Annotated in this window: 23 protein-coding genes; 22 read left to right on the top strand and 1 reads right to left on the bottom strand. The window is 46.8% G+C overall.

Annotated elements, in window-relative coordinates; translation table 11 throughout:
* Positions 1 to 61 precede the first annotated feature (61 nt).
* The gene (locus ACR8BL_RS27375) at positions 62 to 1,315 is read left to right on the top strand and encodes an aspartate kinase (RefSeq protein ID WP_434750451.1); all 1,254 of its coding nucleotides are present in this window, start codon (positions 62 to 64) and stop codon (positions 1,313 to 1,315) included.
* A gap of 72 nt (positions 1,316 to 1,387) precedes the next feature.
* Here the strand turns inward: ACR8BL_RS27375 and ACR8BL_RS27380 are convergent, their stop codons facing one another.
* Complete coding sequence (locus tag ACR8BL_RS27380; RefSeq protein ID WP_434750452.1) at positions 1,388 to 2,137, bottom strand: 2-phosphosulfolactate phosphatase; 750 nt, start codon at positions 2,135 to 2,137, stop codon at positions 1,388 to 1,390.
* Positions 2,138 to 2,396: 259 nt separating this feature from the next.
* Here ACR8BL_RS27380 and spoIIIAA point away from each other — a divergent pair, with 259 nt between their 5' ends.
* The 21 genes from spoIIIAA (at position 2,397) to ACR8BL_RS27485 (ending at position 19,580) form a co-directional block, all read left to right on the top strand.
* A complete protein-coding gene (spoIIIAA, locus tag ACR8BL_RS27385; RefSeq protein ID WP_434750453.1) occupies positions 2,397 to 3,401 on the top strand; it encodes a stage III sporulation protein AA in 1,005 nt (334 codons plus the stop codon).
* Positions 3,394 to 3,912, top strand: coding sequence for a stage III sporulation protein SpoIIIAB (spoIIIAB, locus tag ACR8BL_RS27390; RefSeq protein ID WP_434750454.1), 519 nt, complete (start codon positions 3,394 to 3,396; stop codon positions 3,910 to 3,912). The genes spoIIIAA and spoIIIAB overlap by 8 nt, the downstream gene beginning before the upstream one ends.
* Positions 3,913 to 3,941: 29 nt before the next feature.
* Entirely contained in the window at positions 3,942 to 4,145 is a 204-nt protein-coding gene (gene spoIIIAC / locus ACR8BL_RS27395; protein WP_017687585.1) for a stage III sporulation protein AC, read from the top strand.
* A gap of 31 nt (positions 4,146 to 4,176) precedes the next feature.
* Complete coding sequence (spoIIIAD, locus tag ACR8BL_RS27400) at positions 4,177 to 4,566, top strand: stage III sporulation protein AD (RefSeq protein ID WP_434750455.1); 390 nt, start codon at positions 4,177 to 4,179, stop codon at positions 4,564 to 4,566.
* A gap of 56 nt (positions 4,567 to 4,622) precedes the next feature.
* A complete protein-coding gene (gene spoIIIAE / locus ACR8BL_RS27405) occupies positions 4,623 to 5,777 on the top strand; it encodes a stage III sporulation protein AE (RefSeq protein ID WP_434753273.1) in 1,155 nt (384 codons plus the stop codon).
* A gap of 28 nt (positions 5,778 to 5,805) precedes the next feature.
* Complete coding sequence (spoIIIAF, locus tag ACR8BL_RS27410; RefSeq protein WP_434750456.1) at positions 5,806 to 6,654, top strand: stage III sporulation protein AF; 849 nt, start codon at positions 5,806 to 5,808, stop codon at positions 6,652 to 6,654.
* Positions 6,655 to 6,669: 15 nt separating this feature from the next.
* Positions 6,670 to 7,308 (top strand): stage III sporulation protein AG, encoded by a 639-nt coding sequence (spoIIIAG, locus tag ACR8BL_RS27415; protein ID WP_434750457.1) that lies wholly within the window; start codon positions 6,670 to 6,672, stop codon positions 7,306 to 7,308.
* A 71-nt stretch (positions 7,309 to 7,379) separates the two neighbouring features.
* Positions 7,380 to 8,210, top strand: coding sequence for a SpoIIIAH-like family protein (locus ACR8BL_RS27420; protein WP_434750458.1), 831 nt, complete (start codon positions 7,380 to 7,382; stop codon positions 8,208 to 8,210).
* Positions 8,211 to 8,349: 139 nt separating this feature from the next.
* Positions 8,350 to 8,817, top strand: a complete 468-nt coding sequence (accB, locus tag ACR8BL_RS27425; RefSeq protein ID WP_434753274.1) for an acetyl-CoA carboxylase biotin carboxyl carrier protein — start codon at positions 8,350 to 8,352, stop codon at positions 8,815 to 8,817.
* A gap of 54 nt (positions 8,818 to 8,871) precedes the next feature.
* Positions 8,872 to 10,215 (top strand): acetyl-CoA carboxylase biotin carboxylase subunit, encoded by a 1,344-nt coding sequence (gene accC / locus ACR8BL_RS27430; protein WP_434750459.1) that lies wholly within the window; start codon positions 8,872 to 8,874, stop codon positions 10,213 to 10,215.
* Positions 10,216 to 10,430: 215 nt separating this feature from the next.
* Entirely contained in the window at positions 10,431 to 10,841 is a 411-nt protein-coding gene (locus tag ACR8BL_RS27435; RefSeq protein ID WP_090922519.1) for an Asp23/Gls24 family envelope stress response protein, read from the top strand.
* A gap of 148 nt (positions 10,842 to 10,989) precedes the next feature.
* Entirely contained in the window at positions 10,990 to 11,529 is a 540-nt protein-coding gene (gene amaP / locus ACR8BL_RS27440) for an alkaline shock response membrane anchor protein AmaP (protein WP_090922517.1), read from the top strand.
* Between the two features lie 14 nt (positions 11,530 to 11,543).
* On the top strand, positions 11,544 to 11,777 hold the full coding sequence (locus tag ACR8BL_RS27445) for a DUF2273 domain-containing protein (RefSeq protein WP_434750460.1): 234 nt from the start codon (positions 11,544 to 11,546) through the stop codon (positions 11,775 to 11,777).
* Between the two features lie 218 nt (positions 11,778 to 11,995).
* Positions 11,996 to 12,448 (top strand): transcription antitermination factor NusB, encoded by a 453-nt coding sequence (gene nusB, locus ACR8BL_RS27450; protein ID WP_434750461.1) that lies wholly within the window; start codon positions 11,996 to 11,998, stop codon positions 12,446 to 12,448.
* Between the two features lie 103 nt (positions 12,449 to 12,551).
* Positions 12,552 to 13,409 carry a bifunctional methylenetetrahydrofolate dehydrogenase/methenyltetrahydrofolate cyclohydrolase FolD gene (folD, locus tag ACR8BL_RS27455; protein ID WP_434750462.1) on the top strand — a complete coding sequence of 286 codons (858 nt, stop codon included), beginning with the start codon at positions 12,552 to 12,554 and terminating at the stop codon, positions 13,407 to 13,409.
* Between the two features lie 10 nt (positions 13,410 to 13,419).
* On the top strand, positions 13,420 to 14,781 hold the full coding sequence (gene xseA, locus ACR8BL_RS27460) for an exodeoxyribonuclease VII large subunit (RefSeq protein ID WP_434758296.1): 1,362 nt from the start codon (positions 13,420 to 13,422) through the stop codon (positions 14,779 to 14,781).
* Complete coding sequence (gene xseB / locus ACR8BL_RS27465; protein WP_434750464.1) at positions 14,771 to 15,028, top strand: exodeoxyribonuclease VII small subunit; 258 nt, start codon at positions 14,771 to 14,773, stop codon at positions 15,026 to 15,028. The genes xseA and xseB overlap by 11 nt, the downstream gene beginning before the upstream one ends.
* Positions 15,021 to 15,926 carry a polyprenyl synthetase family protein gene (locus tag ACR8BL_RS27470; protein ID WP_434750465.1) on the top strand — a complete coding sequence of 302 codons (906 nt, stop codon included), beginning with the start codon at positions 15,021 to 15,023 and terminating at the stop codon, positions 15,924 to 15,926. The genes xseB and ACR8BL_RS27470 overlap by 8 nt, the downstream gene beginning before the upstream one ends.
* 284 nt (positions 15,927 to 16,210) lie before the next feature.
* Entirely contained in the window at positions 16,211 to 18,118 is a 1,908-nt protein-coding gene (gene dxs, locus ACR8BL_RS27475; RefSeq protein WP_434750466.1) for a 1-deoxy-D-xylulose-5-phosphate synthase, read from the top strand.
* Between the two features lie 45 nt (positions 18,119 to 18,163).
* Positions 18,164 to 19,009: a TlyA family RNA methyltransferase gene (locus ACR8BL_RS27480; protein WP_434750467.1), complete on the top strand. Its 846-nt coding sequence runs from the start codon at positions 18,164 to 18,166 to the stop codon at positions 19,007 to 19,009.
* Between the two features lie 85 nt (positions 19,010 to 19,094).
* Positions 19,095 to 19,580 carry a hypothetical protein gene (locus ACR8BL_RS27485; protein ID WP_434750468.1) on the top strand — a complete coding sequence of 162 codons (486 nt, stop codon included), beginning with the start codon at positions 19,095 to 19,097 and terminating at the stop codon, positions 19,578 to 19,580.
* Positions 19,581 to 19,664 lie beyond the last annotated feature (84 nt).

Below are 19,664 nucleotides of genomic sequence, written 5' to 3' on the forward strand. Positions count from 1 at the left end.
GAGAATAATGACGAATGATATCAATTGATGCATACTGCACAAGGTAGGGAGTGGATTTGCGTTGTCATTGTACGTCATGAAATTTGGGGGCAGCTCGGTCGGAGATACAGAACGCATGAAGCGTGTGGCCGGACGTGTTGTGGAAAAAGCGGATGAAGGACATCAATGTGTCGTTGTGGTTTCGGCCATGGGGGATACTACAGATGAGTTGATTGATCAGGCGAAGCTGCTGAACAGTGATTTGCCTGCTCGTGAAATGGATATGCTTCTAACGACAGGGGAACAGATTTCGATCTCATTACTGTCCATGGCAATTCAGTCACTTGGGCGCAAGGCCGTATCCTTTACAGGATGGCAAGCCGGTTTCCGAACAGAGCCGGTGCACGGTAAAGCTCGGATTCAGGATATTCGTCCTGAGCGTGTCAATGCAGCTCTGGCTGAAGGCAATATTGTTATTGTTGCCGGTTTCCAAGGCATGACAGAAGATGGTGAGATCACTACTCTGGGTCGCGGTGGTTCGGATACAACAGCTGTAGCGCTCGCAGCAGCCATTCAAGCTGACGCTTGTGAGATCTACACGGATGTGGACGGTATCTATTCTACAGATCCGAGAATCGTCAAAGTGGCACGCAAACTAAAGGAAATATCTTACGATGAAATGTTGGAGCTTGCGAACCTGGGAGCAGCGGTATTGCATCCTCGTGCTGTAGAGTACGCGAAGCATTCCGGTGTGCCTCTGATTGTTAGATCAAGCTTTAACCATAATGAAGGAACGGTTGTGAAGGAGGAAGCAACAATGGAACAAGGGGTAGTAGTAAGTGGCATTGCCTATGACAAAAACGTAGCTCGCATCAGTATTCTGGGTGTGCCGGATGTCCCGGGTGTTCTCGCTGAAGTATTTGGCGAACTGGCGTCCGAGCAGCTGGATGTAGATATCATCGTTCAGAGCGGAGTACAGGATGGCAAAGCAGACTTCTCCTTCTCGGTTGCGTTGTCTGATCGTGAGAAGGCACTTCGTGTCATCGAAGGTCTGCACAGCCGTTTGCCTTACCGTGAAGTGACTTCCGAAGAGAACCTGGTTAAAATCTCGATTGTTGGTGCAGGTATGGTGAGTCATCCAGGTGTGGCTGCCAAAATGTTTAAGGTTATCTCTGGTGAAGGCGTGAGCATCAAGATGGTCAGCACGTCCGAGATCAAGGTGTCCTGTGTTATTGATGGAGAGAAGCTTCACGATGTAATTAAAGCACTGCATACAGCGTATGATCTGGATACTGCAGAGCAAGCTGTCATTGGTGGACCACAAGTTCGCAGATAAAAGATATATAGTCATAAATATAAAGAGGTGTACTGTTGCCAACTGGGCCGCAGTCCACCTCTTTTATTGTAACTACAGCTGTTTGCACATATGACCTCCTCGTAATTTACGGTAAGGCTTTAACTCATTCCCTCCCCGCATCTCCGGCACGCAATCCAATAGATTTAATTGGGAACAGTAGGTAACATCATGCATTTTCCCCAGCTTATCGAGCCTTTGCGCACTGGATGATGTTCGAACCAAATCGGTAATTCGATCCTGACATTGAGATACGGCTTGATGAAGAATGATACCAAGATCATTCAGTTGCAGCGGAGAACGGGTCTGACGATACAACTCTTCAATAATACATCCAGCACATAAGCCGTCCTCTAATGCAAACTCATCCTGCTCACCTGCACACAATAACAATACATCCCGTTGCAACTCAATTAGAGCGGAAGCAACAGCTTTTGCATTTAATAAAGCCCCGGCAAGAATATGTCTGGCCCTGGATGCCTTGATCAGAGCTCTTGTACCGTCTGTTGTGGTTAAGATGATGACTTTGTGCGCAATGTCAGGGCTCATATATTCATAGGGGGAATTACCCGCCTCGAATCCGGTAATTTTTTTGTCAAAACGTTCACCACCTCGAATGCTGTTCCGTACCTCCATCCGCTTGGCTTGCGGAACAGTCTCAGCAGCAATAACACCTGCGGCCTGATGGGCAAGGGCAGTCACAATCGTACTTGTCGTCCGCAAAACATCAATCACTACCACACTCCGACCCTCAATATCTATAGTACGCACTTCATTCACATTCCCTACAACGTCGACACGCACACTCCACAACTCCTTTCTGTCCCAGGTAGTGATGCACCTGCTTCTCAACCGGAACAGTCCAATCTGTCTGTAAGCACTATATGCATGCATGCCTAGACAGGTGCCTAGATCACAGGTGTCTATGAATTCGGCTCTCACCCCCGTGTTGAAGAAATGATAGATTTCAGCGTCATAAAATGAATGTATAGGCATAAACTTGAGATATGAACAAGATCAGAGATGCAATCATGATGAATTATAAAGTTGGAGGAGCCTACTCATGAAAGTGAAATGGAGGGATCTTTTTCCGGAACCCATCCGAACCATCTTGGGCAGAATGCCACCCGCTCTATTGGAACAAGTGGAAGAAGTCCGTATTCGAGAAGGCAGGCCCTTGGAAATTAATGCAGGGAACAATTATCACTTTCTTACATCAGAAGGCGTAGCCACAGGAAAACCTGAGGAAGCGTATGTTCCTCAAAAAGAAGTGACGCACAGACTGCTTGATCTGATAAGCAATCACTCGCTCTATACCTTGGAAGAAGAGCTGCGAAAGGGATTCATCACGATCCCGGGGGGGCACCGAATCGGGCTTGCTGGCCGGACGGTACTCAGCGGAGGGCGTGTAGAATATTTACGGGACATCAACGGTTTTAATGTCCGTGTTGCACGAGAAGTGCAGGGAATTGCAGATCCAATCCTTCCATATCTGCTGGATATGAAAAGCGGACAGGTGCTGCATACGCTGATTCTGTCCCCACCTCAGCATGGCAAGACAACATTACTGCGAGATTTGGCAAGACAGATCAGCAATGGCAATAAGCTGTCTAGCGGCGAAGAATGGAAACAAGGCTTACGTCCTCGGCTAAAAGTTGCAATTGTGGATGAACGTTCCGAAATTGCTGGAAGTTACAGAGGTGTCCCTGGTTTCGATGTAGGTCCACGAACAGACATCATGGATGGATGTCCGAAGGCAGAAGGCATGATGATGATGCTTCGCTCCATGTCACCGGATGTTTTGATTGTGGACGAGATTGGCCGCCCGGAGGATGCTGAAGCTGTGATGGAAGCTCTGCATGCAGGGGTATCCGTTATTGCCACTGCCCATGGAAGGGATCTAGCCGAACTGTCTGCAAGACCTGCTCTGAGAACATTGATTACAGAGCAAATGTTTCAGCGCTATGTAATGTTGCAAAGGACGAGCCGAGGTATGAGCTTCCGACTGGCGGACAGTAAAATGCGCGGACTGCAGCAAACCGGAGCTGGAGGTGAAGCCTTTGGTTAATATGCTTGGCGCGCTGCTGATTATGTTAGCGAGCACACTTGCCGGTTTTTACAAAGCCAGACAATATGCATTGCGACCCAGACAGCTGCGTGAATTGATTGCTGCCTTGCAGCGGTTGATGACAGAGATTAATTATGGCTTAACACCGCTCCCTGATGCGATGAAGAAGATGGGAGCTCAGACCAAAGACCCGATAAAGACCCTTTTTTTGCACGCAGCTGCACAGATGGAACCTCCACTTGGCCTTACTGCCCGAGAGAGTCTCCAGGCCGGTGTAGAACACACGTGGGGAAGATCTGCCATGAAGTCAGACGAGCGGGAAGTTATGCTGCAGTTGAGTTTCAGCCTTGGCACCAGTGATCGTCAGGATCAGACGAAACATATTTCGTTAGCCATTCAGCAACTCATGCATGAGGAATCCCGCGCACAGGCCGACCAAGTGAAATACGAACGAATGAGCCGCAGCCTGGGGATGCTAGTCGGAGCGTTAATCGTCATTCTGATCTTCTGAAATAGCCGGGATAGCGAGGTGCCAAGGTCATGAATTTAGAAGTGAACGCAATCTTTCAAATTGCGGGCATAGGGATCATTATAGCGATGATTCATACCGTGCTGAAACAAATGGGAAAGGAAGATATGGCTCACTGGGTGACCGTAATCGGATTTGTCGTTGTACTGTTCATGGTCGTCCGGATGCTGGACAGCCTGCTACAGGAGATTAAATCCATATTTCTTTTTCAATAAAAATGGTCATGAAGCCGGATGGTGGTGACCCATGGAGATTATTCAAGTTGTTGGTCTGGCACTTATTGCTACCGTATTGATTCTAGTGATTAAGGAACAGAAGCCAATGTTTGCTTTTCTGATCGCGGCAGCAACCGGTGTTGTAATCTTTATGCTCTTGATTGGCAAGATCGGTGCAGTGATCGAGGTGTTGAAACGTCTTGCTGAAAATTCCGGTATGGAGAGCATCTATCTAAAAACAGTATTGAAGATTATAGGCATTGCATACATTGCGGAGTTCGGTGCACAGATTGTCAGGGATTCAGGACAAGAGAGCATCGCATCCAAGATTGAACTGGCCGGCAAGGTGTTGATTCTTGTACTTGCCATCCCGATTATCAGCATCATTATCGAAACGGTCATGAAACTGATGCCGGTGTAGAAAGGGCGTGCGGATAACAGATGAAATACTTGCATGACAAGCCGCGCTGGCGTCTCATGATTGTGCTGATGGTTTGTTTAATGTTTGCTGTAATTGGACAGGTTGCAGCTAGTCCCCCGTCAAATGAGTGGATGCAGCAACAGGCAGATCAGCTGCCGAAGGATCAGGTGGAGAAATATTGGGACCAGTTGATGAAACAATATGGTGGTTTTTTTCCAGAAGGAAAAACGCCATCCTTCATGGATATGTTAATTCCCGGAAATGCAGGATTCAGTCTGAAATCAGTGTTCACTGCGGTTGGTACGTATGCGCTACACGAGGTTTTGTATAACGGCAAACTTCTGGTTACCATCGTCATGTTAACCGTGCTGAGTATGATTCTGGAGACACTACAGACCGCATTTGAGAAAAATAATATTAGTAAAATCGCCTATTCTATCTGTTATATGGTCATTATCATTCTTGCTATCAACAGCTTCAGCGTGGCGATAGGGTACGCGAAAGAAGCGATATCCAGCATGATCAACTTTATGATGGCGATGGTTCCGCTTCTATTCACATTGCTAGCTTCGATGGGAAATGTCGTCACCGTGTCGGTGACACATCCGTTGATTATTTTCATGATTCATCTCGTAAGTACACTGATCCATCTGCTGGTGTTCCCGCTACTCTTCTTCTCGGCTGTACTGCATCTGGTGAGTTCACTCTCTGATAAATACAAATTGACACAAATGGCAGACTTGCTGCGCAACATTAGCGTAGCCTTGCTGGGCATATTGCTGACGATGTTTTTGGGTGTTATTTCAGTACAAGGCGCATCGGGATCTGTTGCCGATGGTGTCAGTTTGAAAGCAGCCAAATACATCGCAGGAAACTTTGTGCCTGTTGTAGGAAGGACGTTTGCAGATGCAACAGATACAGTCATCACGGCATCACTGCTTGTGAAAAATGCGATCGGACTGACGGGCGTCATTATTATATTGTTCCTGTGTGCTTTCCCGGCCATCAAGATTCTGGCTCTAGCTTTGATCTACAACATGACCGGAGCGATTATGCAGCCATTGGGAGATACTCCGATCGTAGAGTGCCTGCAAGCGATTGGTAAAAGCATGATTTATGTATTCGCTGCGCTAGCTGCGGTTGGACTCATGTTTTTCCTGGCGATTACAATTCTGCTGACCGCGGGTAACCTGACCGTTATGATGCGTTAGTGCTTCCATGAGAAAGGAGCTGGAGAGGATGGGGTGGCTGAGCAGTTGGCTGCAGGATCTGATCATGATCGTTCTACTCGCAACGTTTGTAGATATGCTGCTTCCAAATCGTTCTATGGAACGGTACGTCAAGCTTGTGCTGAGCCTTCTCATCCTGCTGACTCTATTATCCCCCATCACCAAACTGCTGCGAAGTGATCCGGTAGGCGAACTGAAACGAGCCATGACAGCCATGGATGCTCCGTCAGATGGCCACGCAACACTAGAACAGATACTTGCTCAGGGGAAGCAAATGCAAGCGAGCGAGCAGCAGCAGTCTTTGAAGTGGACGGCCAAGGAAGTGGCAAGCAACATGAAAGGACAGATTGAAGAAATGATCGGCGCTAAAGTCCAGTCTGTTGAGGTGCAGTTGGCAATGAAAAAACAAGATGTGGATACTGGAGCAACTACTTCTGTTGAACTGCCTGTCATTCAGCAAGTTGTGGTTAAGATGGCGGGTAAGCCGGCTACATCCAAACCGGATTCAGGAGGGGCAGAACCTGTCAATAGTCATCCGATATCAGAAACAAAAGAACCTGCAGAAGAGGATGGAAACCAGCGGAGTGCTCCATCGATCCAGATTGATCCAATTGAAATTGCTAATGTACAGATTGAGTCGAACGGTGAGCAGTCGAATACAGATGAGGATCAATTATCTGCTAATCCTTTATCCGAATCACCTGTTACACGCAGCGATAGTGAACATTCCGACGCAGAGAAAACAAGTGTTTCACGGTCTGAACATGCTGTACAGATTATTAAACTGCTACAAGAAAAATGGAAGATTGATGCCAGTCAAGTTCAGGTGACTGAGACGAAAAATGCAGAAGTGCTCTGAGAAGGAGGGGATCCGATGAAACAATGGTTCAAAAAGCTGGAAACCTGGATGGGCGGCGGTGAAGGTGGTGCAAAGCGCAGTCAAACCTTGCGGTGGTTAATCATTCTGGGACTGATCGGCGTGGGCATCATGTTGTTTAATTCTTTTGTCAACGTCAAGAAAATAGATTCCGAAAACATCGGTCGGGAACCACCGGAACAAACGTCCTCCATGTCAGCCATCCAGAATAATTTATTGGAGGAGAATCCTTTTCAGGCGATCGAAATTGCATTTGAAGACAAGATCAAAGGGGTGCTGGAAAATATCGTTGGTGTAGGCACCGTTGATGTGATGGTCACCGTGGATTCCACGGAAGAACTGGTGGTGCAGCGGAACGTAAAAGATTCACAGCAGCTTACCGAAGAGACGGATGCCAATGGTGGCAAACGACATATGACCCAATATACCCGTGACGGAGAGATCATTACGTATGAATTATCAGGAAATCAGACGCCGATTGTCACGAAAAAACTAAAACCGCAGATTCGTGGTGTACTCGTCGTGGCAAAAGGTGCAGAGAACAAGGTTGTGAAAGACCTGATTACAGATGCTGTTGAAAAAGGTTTAAACGTTGCTGCGTACCGGATCTCGGTCGTTCCACGCAAACAGGATTGAAGCAATCATTCACGACGGATCACATGAAAAGTGTTGCCAGAGTCAACCCTATTTTGAGGAGGATGTACTAAATGAATAACAAACGTCAAACGATATGGCTCGTCTCCATGCTGAGTCTCATGGTTATTTTGTCCGCATATTATCTGTTTACTGAAGATTCGGGTCCCATCAATCCACCTGTTGCTGATAGTCAGCAAGTGAATGGTATGAAACAGGGAGAAGCGAAGGAAACGGCTGGTATTGTCGATCCAACTGAGGGTTTGGTCATTAACGAAGTTGTGAATAGCGGAGAAGTAACGGGTGATTCGGGTGTAGCCGATCCGGCTGAAAATACGACGGGTGCGAAAGGACAGGAAGCAGGAAATGCTGAAAAAACACCTGTAGCTGAGCCAGGCACAAAAGAAGGGGAAACCGACAAAAATTCAGAGAATAGTGCGGAAAAAGGAGCAGTGACCACGCCGAAAACCGAAGGGAAAACAGGGGGCGAGGCTGCCAAGACGGACGAGGAAGTGCTCAAAGAGATGGAACAGCAAAATACCGCTGTGTCCGCAAGCAGTCAGTTCCAAAATTATCAGTGGCAACGTGAGGAGAGTAACAACCGCAAATATGAGGAATTGATGACCGTTGCAGGTGATCTGAGTAAAACACCGCAAGAAAATGCAAAAGCGACAGAGCAGTTACGAGTTCTGGAAGATAAACAGGCCAAAATTACAGGTATTGAAGAGACGCTCTCCCAACAGTACGCAAATGCAATCGTTCAGGAGGAAGCGGATAAGTATAAAGTAGTGGTTTTGAGTGATAAATTGGACGTAAAACAGGCAGTTTCCATTGTGGATCTGGTCATGAAGGAACTTGCTGTATCACAGAACAAAATTAGCGTGCAATATGTCACGGAACAGTAAGTAGAAATGTGATAAGGAAGCCCCGGGAGCTTGTTCGACTCTCGGGCTCTTTCCATTTTTAATGATTATGATATAATACTAAAAGCCATATGACCGTCCTAGTGAGACTGGCATGATGCCGAAGGAGTGAATAATGGAAATGTTTAAATTGAGTGAAATTAAAGAATTGATCAAATTGGTTGATGAAAGTTCCGTTCAGGAATTGGAAATTGAAAATGAAGGATCGCGTCTATCGATCCGCAAACCGGGTAAAACGGAGTTTGTACAAGCTGCTCCTATGCAACCGCAAGTCATTGCTGCTCCACAGGTGCAACCTGCTGCTGCAGTTGTGAGTGAGTCTGCTCCACAAGCCGATACAACAAGTCATTTACATAAAATTGTATCTCCGATGGTAGGTACATTTTACAGAGCTTCCTCACCGGAAGCAGGTTCTTTTGTGAGCGTGGGTGATAAAGTTGTTGAGAAAACAACGGTATGCATCATCGAAGCTATGAAGCTGATGAACGAGCTTGATGCGGACATCAAGGGAGAAATCGTTGAGGTGTTGGTTGAAAATGGACAGCTTGTTGAATATGGACAACCCCTGTTCCTTGTAAAACCGGAATAACGGTATAACTGGTTAACAGCAGCCGCATGAGCTTCGAAGGAGGACAATAACGAAATGAAATTTCATAAAATATTGATTGCCAATCGTGGCGAGATTGCTGTGCGCATTATTCGTGCTTGCCGCGAGCTTGGCATATCGACAGTGGCTGTTTACTCGGAAGCGGACAAGGACTCCTTGCATGTCCGTCTGGCAGACGAGGCTTACTGTATCGGACCAACGCTGTCCAAGGACAGTTATCTTAACTTTACCAACCTGATGAGTGTAGCTACTTTGACGGAATGTGATGCCATCCACCCGGGATACGGTTTTTTGGCCGAGAATGCTGATTTTGCGGAAATCTGTGATTCCTGCAACATTACATTTATTGGCCCTTCACCGGAAGCCATCACTAAAATGGGTGACAAGGCTGTAGCCAAACAGACCATGAAAGATGCAGGCGTGCCTGTAATTCCTGGATCAGACGGCCTTGTAGAAACAACGGAAGAAGCGATTATGATTGGCCGTGATATCGGTTATCCTGTCATTATCAAAGCTACCGCTGGTGGTGGAGGTAAAGGGATTCGGATCGCTGAAGACGAAGATCAACTGGTTAAACAGATTACAGCTGCGCAGCAGGAGGCTCAGAAAGCATTCGGTAATGCCGGTGTGTATCTGGAAAAATTCCTGACTGGTATGAAACACGTTGAAATTCAAATTATGGCTGACAAACATGGCAATGCTGTGCATCTTGGTGAGCGTGATTGCTCCGTTCAGCGCCGTCGTCAGAAGCTCGTTGAGGAAGCGCCTTGCCCTGTGCTGAACGAGGAAGTGCGCAGCCAGATGGGTGACGCTGCTGTCCGCGCTGCCCTCGCGGTGAATTACTCCGGAGCGGGTACACTGGAATTCCTGCTTAGCCCAAATGGCGAGTTCTACTTTATGGAGATGAACACACGTATTCAGGTTGAGCATCCGGTAACCGAAATGGTAACGGGCGTGGATCTGATCTGTGAAATGATCTCTGTTGCCGAAGGGAACCCGCTCTCTTTCCGTCAGGAAGACGTCGTCATCAATGGATGGTCGATTGAATGCCGGATCAATGCTGAGGATCCTGATCGTAACTTTATGCCTGCACCGGGCAAGATTGGTTTTTATCTTGCACCGGGCGGCCCGGGGGTTCGTGTGGATAGCGCAGCTTATCCTGGTTATACGATTTCACCATTCTATGACTCCATGATTGCGAAATTGATCGTCTGGGGTGCAAACCGTGATGAAGCGATTGCCAAAATGAAGCGAGCTTTGGCAGAGTTTGCGATTGAAGGTATCTCTACAACGATCCCTTTCCATCAGAAACTTCTGGAGCATCCAACGTTTATCCGCGGAGATTTTGACATCAAATTCCTTGAGGAAAACGAGATTTAATAGTCATATTGGGCTTGTTTGTCATAAAGCAGCCCAAATGATATAGTATGAATAATAAGAGCGCATGTCTCCTGCATCGGATAAGCCCGCACACCAGCGGAGGGCTGCAGGAGTTCCGGTAAAGCCGGACCGGAGGGGTTCTAGCGTTTATGAAAATGAACCGGCGCCCTGACGGATGGCCGCAAACTTATCTCGCGAAAGGTGTGTTAAACATTATGAGTACACTACCGACAGAATTTGAACGTACGGATATCGGTGAAATCCAGATCGCACCTGAAGTGATCGAAGTGATCGCTGGACTTGCAACAGTGGAAGTAAAAGGAGTAGCAGGAATGAGCGGTGGATTCGCAGGTGGATTCGCAGAACTGCTGGGCCGCAAAAACCTTTCAAAAGGGGTTAAAGTTGAAGTAGGTCAACGCGAAGCTGCAGTGGACGTTTCCGTTATTATTGAGTATGGATATCGTCTGCCACAGGTTGCTACTGAAATCCAACAAAACGTGAAGCGCTCCATTGAGAACATGACAGGACTTAACGTGAATGAAGTGAATGTACACATCCACGACGTTCAGTTCAAGAGTGCTGAAAAAGTGGAAGAGATCGACCTGAACACGCAACGTGTAAAATAAAAAAGACAGATTTCCCCCGGCACTCTTGTCGGGGGTTATCCCGTCTTGGACAGGTCTTTGGTTATCCACTTCGGCTGGACAAGGTAATGAACGTTATGCCATTCAGCAAGTTAAGCAATGTGAGTGAGCAAGGGAGGCTGTGCAGTTCGTGGCTAAAATACTGGATCGGCTTCTGTTGTTTATATACAGCATAAGCGTAGGAGCAATATCGGCAGCTGTCATCTTACTGATTAGCGGTGTGCTGCCATACGAATTGAATTACCAGCAGGAACAAAATGTCATTGTTGCGTCCATTGTCGCAGCTGCGATTTTGTTTGTCCTGAGTTTACGTTTTTTCTACATCTCGATTCGGCGTGAGCGCGGCTCGTTGCCGTCTGTGGATCAACGTACCGAGTTCGGGGATGTGCAGATTTCGATGGAGACGATTGAGAACCTCTGTCTGAAGGCAACATCCCGCTTTCGTGGAGTACGTGACGTCAAAGCGCGCATTCGCGTGGTTGAGTCAGGACTGGAAATTAAGATTCGGGCCGTTGTGGATGGGGAGACACCTATTCCGGCACTGACCACGGATCTACAAAAGGCGATACACGATCATGTTCAGGAGATTACAGGGATTCCGGTTTCTTTTGTAACAGTGTATATCGCTAATGTGACCCAGTCGCCTAACTACAAGAGTCGCGTGGAATGAGGTGAGTTTCACTGATGTTGTGGAGAGAGATTTGGGATAGCTACAAGGGAAGGATTCTTGGCGTTGCCTTTGGTATCCTGCTAGGATTTCTTTATGTATGGATCGGTTTTTGGGATATGTTGTTCTTTGCACTCTTGGTGTTCATTGGTTATACATTTGGCAGACGAAGCGATGAGAAGCTTGGTTCGTTTATTCCCTGGGGGGAGTTACGGCAATGGCTCGGGGATCGTTGGCGTCCGTTCAAATAAACCTATCAGAACCCTGCAATATGTTTCCTCCGAAAATAGAACTGTAGTTTGAGTTGCCCGATTTTCGGAGGAAACGTTTTGCAGGTTTTTTTGTGAAAAGAGATCGCAATATCTGAAAGAGCCATGGGTATCCTGTATAGGGTAGGGGAATGAAGTGGTTTCTTGAATTTAAAATAAGCATGATGACGCTCTGGATAGAGCGCTGCAGGAGGCAGGACATGAAAAGACGTTTGGCGAGGGAAATTGCAGTACAAAGTCTGTATCAGATGGAAATGAACGAAGTAAGCGCAGCAGAAGCGGTGAACATGCTGATTACAGAAGCGGCTGAGGATAATGAAACAGAAGTTGTCATTCGTGATGAAGAAGTCATGCGTAGTTATGTTACTGAAATAGTACAAGGTACTTGGAGTCATAAGGAAGCGATTGATGGTTTGCTTGTCGATTATTTGAAAGGCTGGCAGCTCAGCCGTTTGTCTCGTGTAGACCGTCAAATTTTACGTTTGTCTACGTATGAAATGGTGTTCCGTGACGATGTTCCGGCCAAAGTATCGGTTAACGAAGCGATTGACCTGTCGAAATATTTTGGTACAGATGAGTCTGGAAAGTTCGTCAACGGTGTTCTTGGCCGTATGATTCAAGAAGTGGATAGTATCAAGCAAAAATTATCCTAAGGGAACGTCCTCGATAAAGTAGAGTAGGCAGATGAGCTTTTCTGTAAGAATGTATCTAGATCGTTTTATCTAATATATGTTCATATAAGGGAGAGAGAGTACAATGACAGCAACTATTATTAACGGTAAAGAAGTATCCCAAGAGCTCCGCGCAAGCATGACTACAGAAGTGAAACAGCTTAGCGAACAGGGGGTAGTACCTGGTCTGGCTGTTGTGCTCGTTGGTGAAGATCCGGCATCTCAAGTTTATGTGCGTAATAAGGAAAAAGCATGTCAAGACCTCGGGTTTTATTCCGAAGTGCATCGTTTGGATGCAAGTACATCTCAAACTGATTTGCTTGCTCTTGTGGACAAGCTGAACAATCAGAAGTCGATCCATGGTATCCTGGTGCAGCTTCCACTGCCAGGCCATATTGAAGAAAAAGCGGTTATCGATGCGATTGCTGTAGAGAAGGACGTGGATGGATTTCACCCTGTCAATGTAGGGAACCTGGTTATTGGTGATGACAGCTTGCTGCCATGTACACCTGCAGGTGTCATCGAACTGATTAAACGCACAGGACTGGAAATGTCCGGTAAACATGCAGTTGTTATCGGTCGCAGTAACATTGTAGGTAAACCGGTATCCTTGCTGCTACAGCGTGAAAATGCAACCGTGACGATGTGTCACTCCCGTACGGCCAACATGAAAGAAATTACACGTCAGGCTGATATTCTTGTCGTCGCGATTGGTCGTGCCAATTTTGTGGATGCAGATTATGTAAAACCAGGCGCTGTTGTTATCGATGTGGGCATGAATCGTTTGGATAACGGAAAACTCGCAGGTGATGTGGATTTTGAAAGTGTAAAAGAAGTCTCTGGTCCAATTACTCCTGTTCCTGGTGGCGTGGGTCCAATGACCATCACAATGCTGATGAAGAACACCTTGATCGCCGCGAAGCGCGCTCACGAATTGGCCTAGGTATCTATCTGTGGCAGATCAGAAAATCTATTCGATCAAAGACTTGAACCGATATATCCGGATGAAGCTGGAATCGGATCAGGTTCTGTCGGACGTCTGGCTGCGTGGAGAGATTTCCAATTTCACGCATCACTCCAGCGGCCATATGTATTTTACGTTAAAAGACAAGGACAGCCGGATTAAATCGATCATGTTTGCATCCCATAATCAGCGTTTACCCTTTGTACCGAAGGAGGGTGCAAGGGTTATTGCGCGTGGCAATGTTTCGGTGTATGAACGGGACGGACAGTATCAATTTTACGCGACACATATGCAGCCAGATGGTATAGGTAGTCTGTATTTGGCCTATGAACAACTGAAAAAGAAACTTGAGGATGAAGGCTTGTTCTCTCCTGCTCGCAAAAAACCTATTCCGCGTTATCCACAAACGATCGGTGTTATAACGTCCCCTACAGGAGCTGCGGTTCGTGACATCATGATCACACTCCAGCGGAGATACCCATCGGCTAGAGTTGTATTATATCCTGTACTCGTCCAAGGCAAGGGAGCAGCTCCATCCATCGTTAAAGCGATAGATCATCTGAACCACATGGGGGAAGCAGATGTACTTATCGTTGGCCGGGGCGGGGGTTCACTGGAAGAGTTGTGGGCCTTTAATGAAGAGTTGGTAGCTCGCGCAATTGCAGCATCGACGATTCCGGTGATCTCTGCGGTTGGTCACGAAACAGATTTTACCATCGCAGACTTTGCGGCCGATTTGCGTGCTGCAACGCCAACGGCCGCAGCGGAACTCGCTGTTCCGAATCGTGCTGAGTTGTTGGAACAGATTGAGCGAAGACAGCGTCAGTTACAAAACAGTCTAAAGCAACGTGCTGTATATCATCGTGAACGGTTAACTCGTCTCCAGCGCTCGCCAGTACTGGTGCACCCGCGCAGGACGTTGATGCAGCACACGGAACGACTGGATATGCTTCATCAACGCTTGCAACGTAGTGTGGATACTCGTATGAAATGGACAGTGGAAAAGCAAGAACGGTTGCGAGCAGCTTTGCAGCGCTTCAATCCTCGGGAACAGGTGAACACAGCTCGCCGGGATAATACGGCGGCGCGAAAGCAGCTTGAACTTGCGATGAGGTCGATCACGCGTAGCAAGCAGCAACAATGGAAATCAGTAGTTCGGCATCTTGATGCGCTTAGTCCGCTGAAAGTAATGTCACGTGGTTACAGTCTCGTCTACGATGAGCACGAACAGCAACTGGTCAAATCCATAAATGATGTACAGCCGGGTGACTCGGTGAAGATCAAATTAGCGGACGGACAGCTGGACTGTCAGGTCTGGGGAATGAAGGAGGACAACAACCATGGCGAATGAACCGGAACTGAATTTTGAAGAGGCAATGGCGGCACTGGAAGAAATCGTAGGTCAACTGGAACATGGGGATGTTCCTCTGGAGCAGGCGATTGATTTGTTTCAGCGCGGAATGAAACTTTCCCAGTTATGCGGTCTGAAGCTGGAACAAGTGGAACGTAAGATCGAGATGATCGTAGAAGAAGATGGAGAGCTTCGCAAGAAGCCATTTGGCACGGCTGACGATGAGAGCGGTGTGATTCATGAGTAACCGTGTATCATTCGAAGCTTATCTTCAGGAGATTACTGGCGAAGTCACCGAAGCGCTGAAGCATATCCTTCCTGAACACTGGGATGTGCCGCGTTCGCTAACGGAATCCATGCAGTATTCCTTGATGGCCGGCGGTAAACGTCTTCGTCCACTTCTGGTCGTTGCCGCGGCGGAAGCCTTCGGAGCGGAGCGGACAGCTGCGATGCCGGTAGCCTGCGCCGTGGAGATGGTTCACACGTATTCTTTGATCCACGATGACCTGCCTGCTATGGATAATGATGATTACCGTAGGGGAAAATTAACGAATCACAAAGTTTATGGCGAAGCTACAGCCATTCTTGCAGGTGATGCACTGTTGACTCATGCTTTTTACAGCATTGTTCAGGCGGGGCTTCATAGTGGGGTAAGTGCTGAGGCAGTGTTAGCTATTACCCAGGATTTGGCAGAACTTGCGGGGGCCAGAGGTATGGTTGGCGGTCAGGTTGCTGATATGGAAGGTGAGCAGGGGATGACGGATCTATCACAGCTCCAGTACATTCATTTGCATAAAACAGGCGATTTGATTGTTTTTTCACTTCTTGCAGGTGCCCGAATCGGTGGAGCGACAGAAGGTCAACTTGAGGCGCTGCGAGTATTCGGGCGTGACTTAGGGCTGGCATTCCAGATTCAGGATGATATTTTGGATCTGACAGGCGACGAGCAGAAGATGGGGAAAAAAACGCAAAGTGACGTCAATCAGCAGAAGGTAACCTATCCGTACTTTATTGGGATGGAAGCTTCAATCGCCGAGGTGAAATCACTCACGCAATCTGCTAAAGATGCACTTGAACGAGCGCAATTGCAGGATGCTTCACGGTTAATGGAGATTGCCGACTACTTAATGAGTCGTGATCATTAAGATTTGACGAAGTCAGCTGATTCAATGTGAAATGAGCGGTGTAATGATAGTAATGGCCTTTTTCATGTCATAAAAACGCAAGCTTTTTCACATCATTCAAGAATACATAGTACAGAGCGTCGGATATGATCCGTGAACGAATAACTCGTAATCGGATGTAATGGGCTGTAAATTATGATTCTTGTTCTTTTATGGTATAATGATTCAATGTTATTCAATCCATTACGCATAATAAATGATATACATCCAATAAACAAACATTCTAGGAAAGCGGGGAGATTCTCGTGCTGCTTCCACAAATTAAACAACCCAGTGATCTAAAGGTGATGTCCCAGGATGATCTTGCTCTTTTGTCAGCAGAGATCCGGCAGTTTCTAATTGAGAAGCTGTCTGTTACAGGTGGGCATCTTGCGCCGAACTTAGGAGTGGTTGAGCTCACGGTGGCCCTGCATTACTGCTACAATAGTCCAACGGATAAAATGATTTTTGATGTAGGGCACCAGGCATATGTGCATAAAGTTCTGACGGGGCGAATGGATCGCTTCGATACCTTGCGCCAACAGAACGGATTATGCGGATTTGTCAAACGGAACGAAAGTGAACATGACGTATGGGAAGCCGGACACAGCAGCACTTCTTTGTCAGCTGCTATGGGTATGGCTCTCGCTCGTGATCTAAAAGGTGAGGATAATCAAGTTATCGCGATCATTGGTGATGGAGCGCTTACGGGTGGTATGGCGTTTGAAGCTTTGAATCATATCGGTCATGAACAGCGGAAGCTGATGGTTATTTTGAATGATAATGAAATGTCCATTGCACCAAATGTAGGAGCTATGCACAAATATTTGAGTAAAATTCGTTCAGATCGTCATTATTTGAAAGCAAAAGATGATGTAGAAGGAATTCTCAAAAAGATTCCGGCCATTGGTGATCGTCTGGCGAAGTCAGCAAGTTGGATTAAGGATAGCGTCAAATATATGATGGTTCCCGGTGTTCTTTTTGAAGAACTGGGTTTTACGTATTTAGGACCAATTGACGGTCATGACATATCACAATTAGTTGAGGCATTCAAACAGGCTGACAATGTAGATGGTCCTGTGATGGTTCATGTGCTCACTACCAAGGGCAAAGGTTATCAGCCTGCTGAGGCCGATTCTCATAAGTGGCACGGTATTTCGCCATACAAAATTGAATCAGGTCAAGTGCTTAAAGCGGTTGGTAAACCGATGTATACGGAAGTGTTTGGTCAGACACTGATTGAACTTGCCAAACAGGATAAACGTATTGTTGCCGTTACACCTGCTATGCCTACAGGTTCAGGTTTGATTCCATTCAGCAAAGAGTTTCCGGATCGCATGATTGATGTGGGAATTGCTGAGCAGCATGCAGCCACAATGTGCGCCGCACTGGCAATGGAAGGGCTGAAACCGGTTTATGCCGTCTACTCTACGTTTATGCAACGTGCATATGACCAGATCGTTCATGATATCTGTCGCCATAATGCAAATGTGATATTTGCAATTGATCGTGCAGGTTTCGTTGGGCCGGACGGTGAGACACATCAAGGGGTATACGATGTTGCGTTTATGCGTCACATCCCGAATATCGTACTAATGATGCCAAAAGATGAGAATGAACTGCGCCACATGATGAAAACGGCGCTTGATTATAATGAAGGTCCGATTGCGTATCGTTACCCACGTAATAATGTGGTGGGTGTACCTTTGGACGATGTTCTGGTGCCAATTCCAATTGGAACTTGGGAACAGCTACGGCCAGCAGAAGGGTATGCCATTATAGCATCAGGATCGATGGTTCAGCTGGCTGAGGAAGTAGCAGATACAGTTAAGCGTGATGGAATGAATGCTGGCGTAATCAATGCACGTTTCCTCAAGCCGTTAGATGAACAAATGCTGCGTGATCTGGCTGTCCGGGGGACAAAACTGATTGTACTTGAAGAGACCTCTCAAGCGGGAAGTATGGGAAGTGCGGTGTTGGAGTTTTATGCTGAGCAAGGAATGCATGATGTTCATGTGCATCTGATGGGCATCCCGGATCGTTTTATCGAGCATGGCAGCATCAAGGAACAGCGTGAAGAAGTGGGTCTTACGGTGGAGAATGTATGCGCCGAACTGCGCAAAATGGCGGTTCAATCTTCATACGGAATGTCCAAAACACGGTTCCCTTCCTAATCATGGTATCAAACGTAATGAATTATTAGCGGATAGGAGAAAGACATGTCACTCCCGAAAGAACGAATTGATGTGCTGTTGGTGGAACAGGGTTACTACGAAAGCCGTGAGAAGGCAAAGGCTGCGATTATGGCTGGACTTGTTTACGCCAATAATGAACCGATTGAAAAAGCGGGCATGAAAATTCCCAGGGATGCTGAACTGAAGGTAAAAGGCTCGGTGCATCCTTATGTAGGCAGAGGTGGACTAAAGCTTGAAAAGGCAATCCGTCACTTCAGCCTGGATATGAATCATCTTGTCATGCTGGATATCGGTTCATCCACCGGTGGTTTTACAGATTGTGCTCTTCAGCATGGTGCATCCCACGTATACGCTATTGATGTTGGATATAACCAACTGGACTGGTCTCTACGTAATGATGAGCGGGTCACCGTTATGGAACGTACGAATTTTCGTTATGTCACACCTGAGGATTTAAATGGTCCTGTGCCAAACTTTGCAAGCATTGACGTATCCTTCATTTCCTTGCGTATTATACTTCCACCTCTGCTAGCTTTGTTGCAGCAACCTGCGGATATTGTGGCGTTAATTAAACCACAGTTTGAGGCTGGGCGAGATAAAGTGGGGAAATCCGGAGTTGTTCGTGATCCAAAGGTGCACAAAGATGTTTTGCAGACGATGTTACATTTTGCGAATCAACTCGGGTTGAATTTGAAAGGTCTGACGTTCTCCCCTATTACAGGCGGGGAAGGCAATATCGAATTTCTCGCACACTGGCGTCTGGAAGCACCAGAGGCAACACAACCAGAGAACGACGAGGCTTCACTTGATGCACTTGCAGAGCAAGTGGCCAAAGAAGCCGCACATACTTTTACGGGAAACTCATCATAGGATGGGTTTCTTTTCGCTGGAAAGATGTTTTGGGATAAAGGAAAACGGTTGTTCGATCTCGAATATGTCATCGAGGTGAGCCGTGATGAATGGTCAATATGACACCATCGTTATTGGTGTTTTTGCTGTCTGTTTAATCGTATGGTTGTTTTTCGGATTGCGTAGTTGGATGAATCGGCCCATTCCGGTAAGCTTGGCAGAATTGCAGCTCAATGAGAACATTCAAGACTCTCCAGCCCTGTCTTTGCTTGAAGCAAATGGGTATGACGTGATCAGCGGGAAAATGAAAGTACCACTAGCCTTTGAAGCGGATGATTCTGTATTATACAGCAGGTTATTTATTGATTATGTTGCGGAGCGGGAAGATGCCAGATACTTGGTCAAAACATCTCGTCGCAGACAGCCGCTCGAACTGAGCGGGCCTGCGATCAGGGATCGTTTCCTTCCGTATTTGTTATTATATCCCGGATGTGAAGGATTGCTGTATGTAGACCTTGAAGATTCCGATATTATTGTAATCAGGCTTATGGATTATCAGGAAGACGTGTATGATGGAGAGGACTTGGACTAATATATAGTAAGCAAAAATACTGGATTGAAAAGCATTGCTGTAGAGCAATTGCCGCTGAATTGCAATATATTTTAAATGGAGGTA

It is taken from the genome of Paenibacillus amylolyticus, assembly GCF_051136285.1.
Classification (GTDB): domain Bacteria; phylum Bacillota; class Bacilli; order Paenibacillales; family Paenibacillaceae; genus Paenibacillus; species Paenibacillus amylolyticus_F.

Bases quoted from the DNA above. Each gene is read 5' to 3' on its own strand.
- spoIIIAA (WP_434750453.1), top strand. From the start codon at position 2,397: ATGAAAGTGAAATGGAGGGATCTTTTTCCGGAACCCATCCGAACCATC.
- spoIIIAC (WP_017687585.1), top strand. From the start codon at position 3,942: ATGAATTTAGAAGTGAACGCAATCTTTCAAATTGCGGGCATAGGGATC.
- spoIIIAD (WP_434750455.1), top strand. From the start codon at position 4,177: ATGGAGATTATTCAAGTTGTTGGTCTGGCACTTATTGCTACCGTATTG.
- spoIIIAE (WP_434753273.1), top strand. From the start codon at position 4,623: ATGATTGTGCTGATGGTTTGTTTAATGTTTGCTGTAATTGGACAGGTT.
- spoIIIAF (WP_434750456.1), top strand. From the start codon at position 5,806: ATGGGGTGGCTGAGCAGTTGGCTGCAGGATCTGATCATGATCGTTCTA.
- spoIIIAG (WP_434750457.1), top strand. From the start codon at position 6,670: ATGAAACAATGGTTCAAAAAGCTGGAAACCTGGATGGGCGGCGGTGAA.
- ACR8BL_RS27420 (WP_434750458.1), top strand. From the start codon at position 7,380: ATGAATAACAAACGTCAAACGATATGGCTCGTCTCCATGCTGAGTCTC.
- accB (WP_434753274.1), top strand. From the start codon at position 8,350: ATGTTTAAATTGAGTGAAATTAAAGAATTGATCAAATTGGTTGATGAA.
- accC (WP_434750459.1), top strand. From the start codon at position 8,872: ATGAAATTTCATAAAATATTGATTGCCAATCGTGGCGAGATTGCTGTG.
- ACR8BL_RS27435 (WP_090922519.1), top strand. From the start codon at position 10,431: ATGAGTACACTACCGACAGAATTTGAACGTACGGATATCGGTGAAATC.
- ACR8BL_RS27445 (WP_434750460.1), top strand. From the start codon at position 11,544: ATGTTGTGGAGAGAGATTTGGGATAGCTACAAGGGAAGGATTCTTGGC.
- nusB (WP_434750461.1), top strand. From the start codon at position 11,996: ATGAAAAGACGTTTGGCGAGGGAAATTGCAGTACAAAGTCTGTATCAG.
- folD (WP_434750462.1), top strand. From the start codon at position 12,552: ATGACAGCAACTATTATTAACGGTAAAGAAGTATCCCAAGAGCTCCGC.
- xseB (WP_434750464.1), top strand. From the start codon at position 14,771: ATGGCGAATGAACCGGAACTGAATTTTGAAGAGGCAATGGCGGCACTG.
- ACR8BL_RS27470 (WP_434750465.1), top strand. From the start codon at position 15,021: ATGAGTAACCGTGTATCATTCGAAGCTTATCTTCAGGAGATTACTGGC.
- ACR8BL_RS27480 (WP_434750467.1), top strand. From the start codon at position 18,164: ATGTCACTCCCGAAAGAACGAATTGATGTGCTGTTGGTGGAACAGGGT.
- ACR8BL_RS27485 (WP_434750468.1), top strand. From the start codon at position 19,095: ATGAATGGTCAATATGACACCATCGTTATTGGTGTTTTTGCTGTCTGT.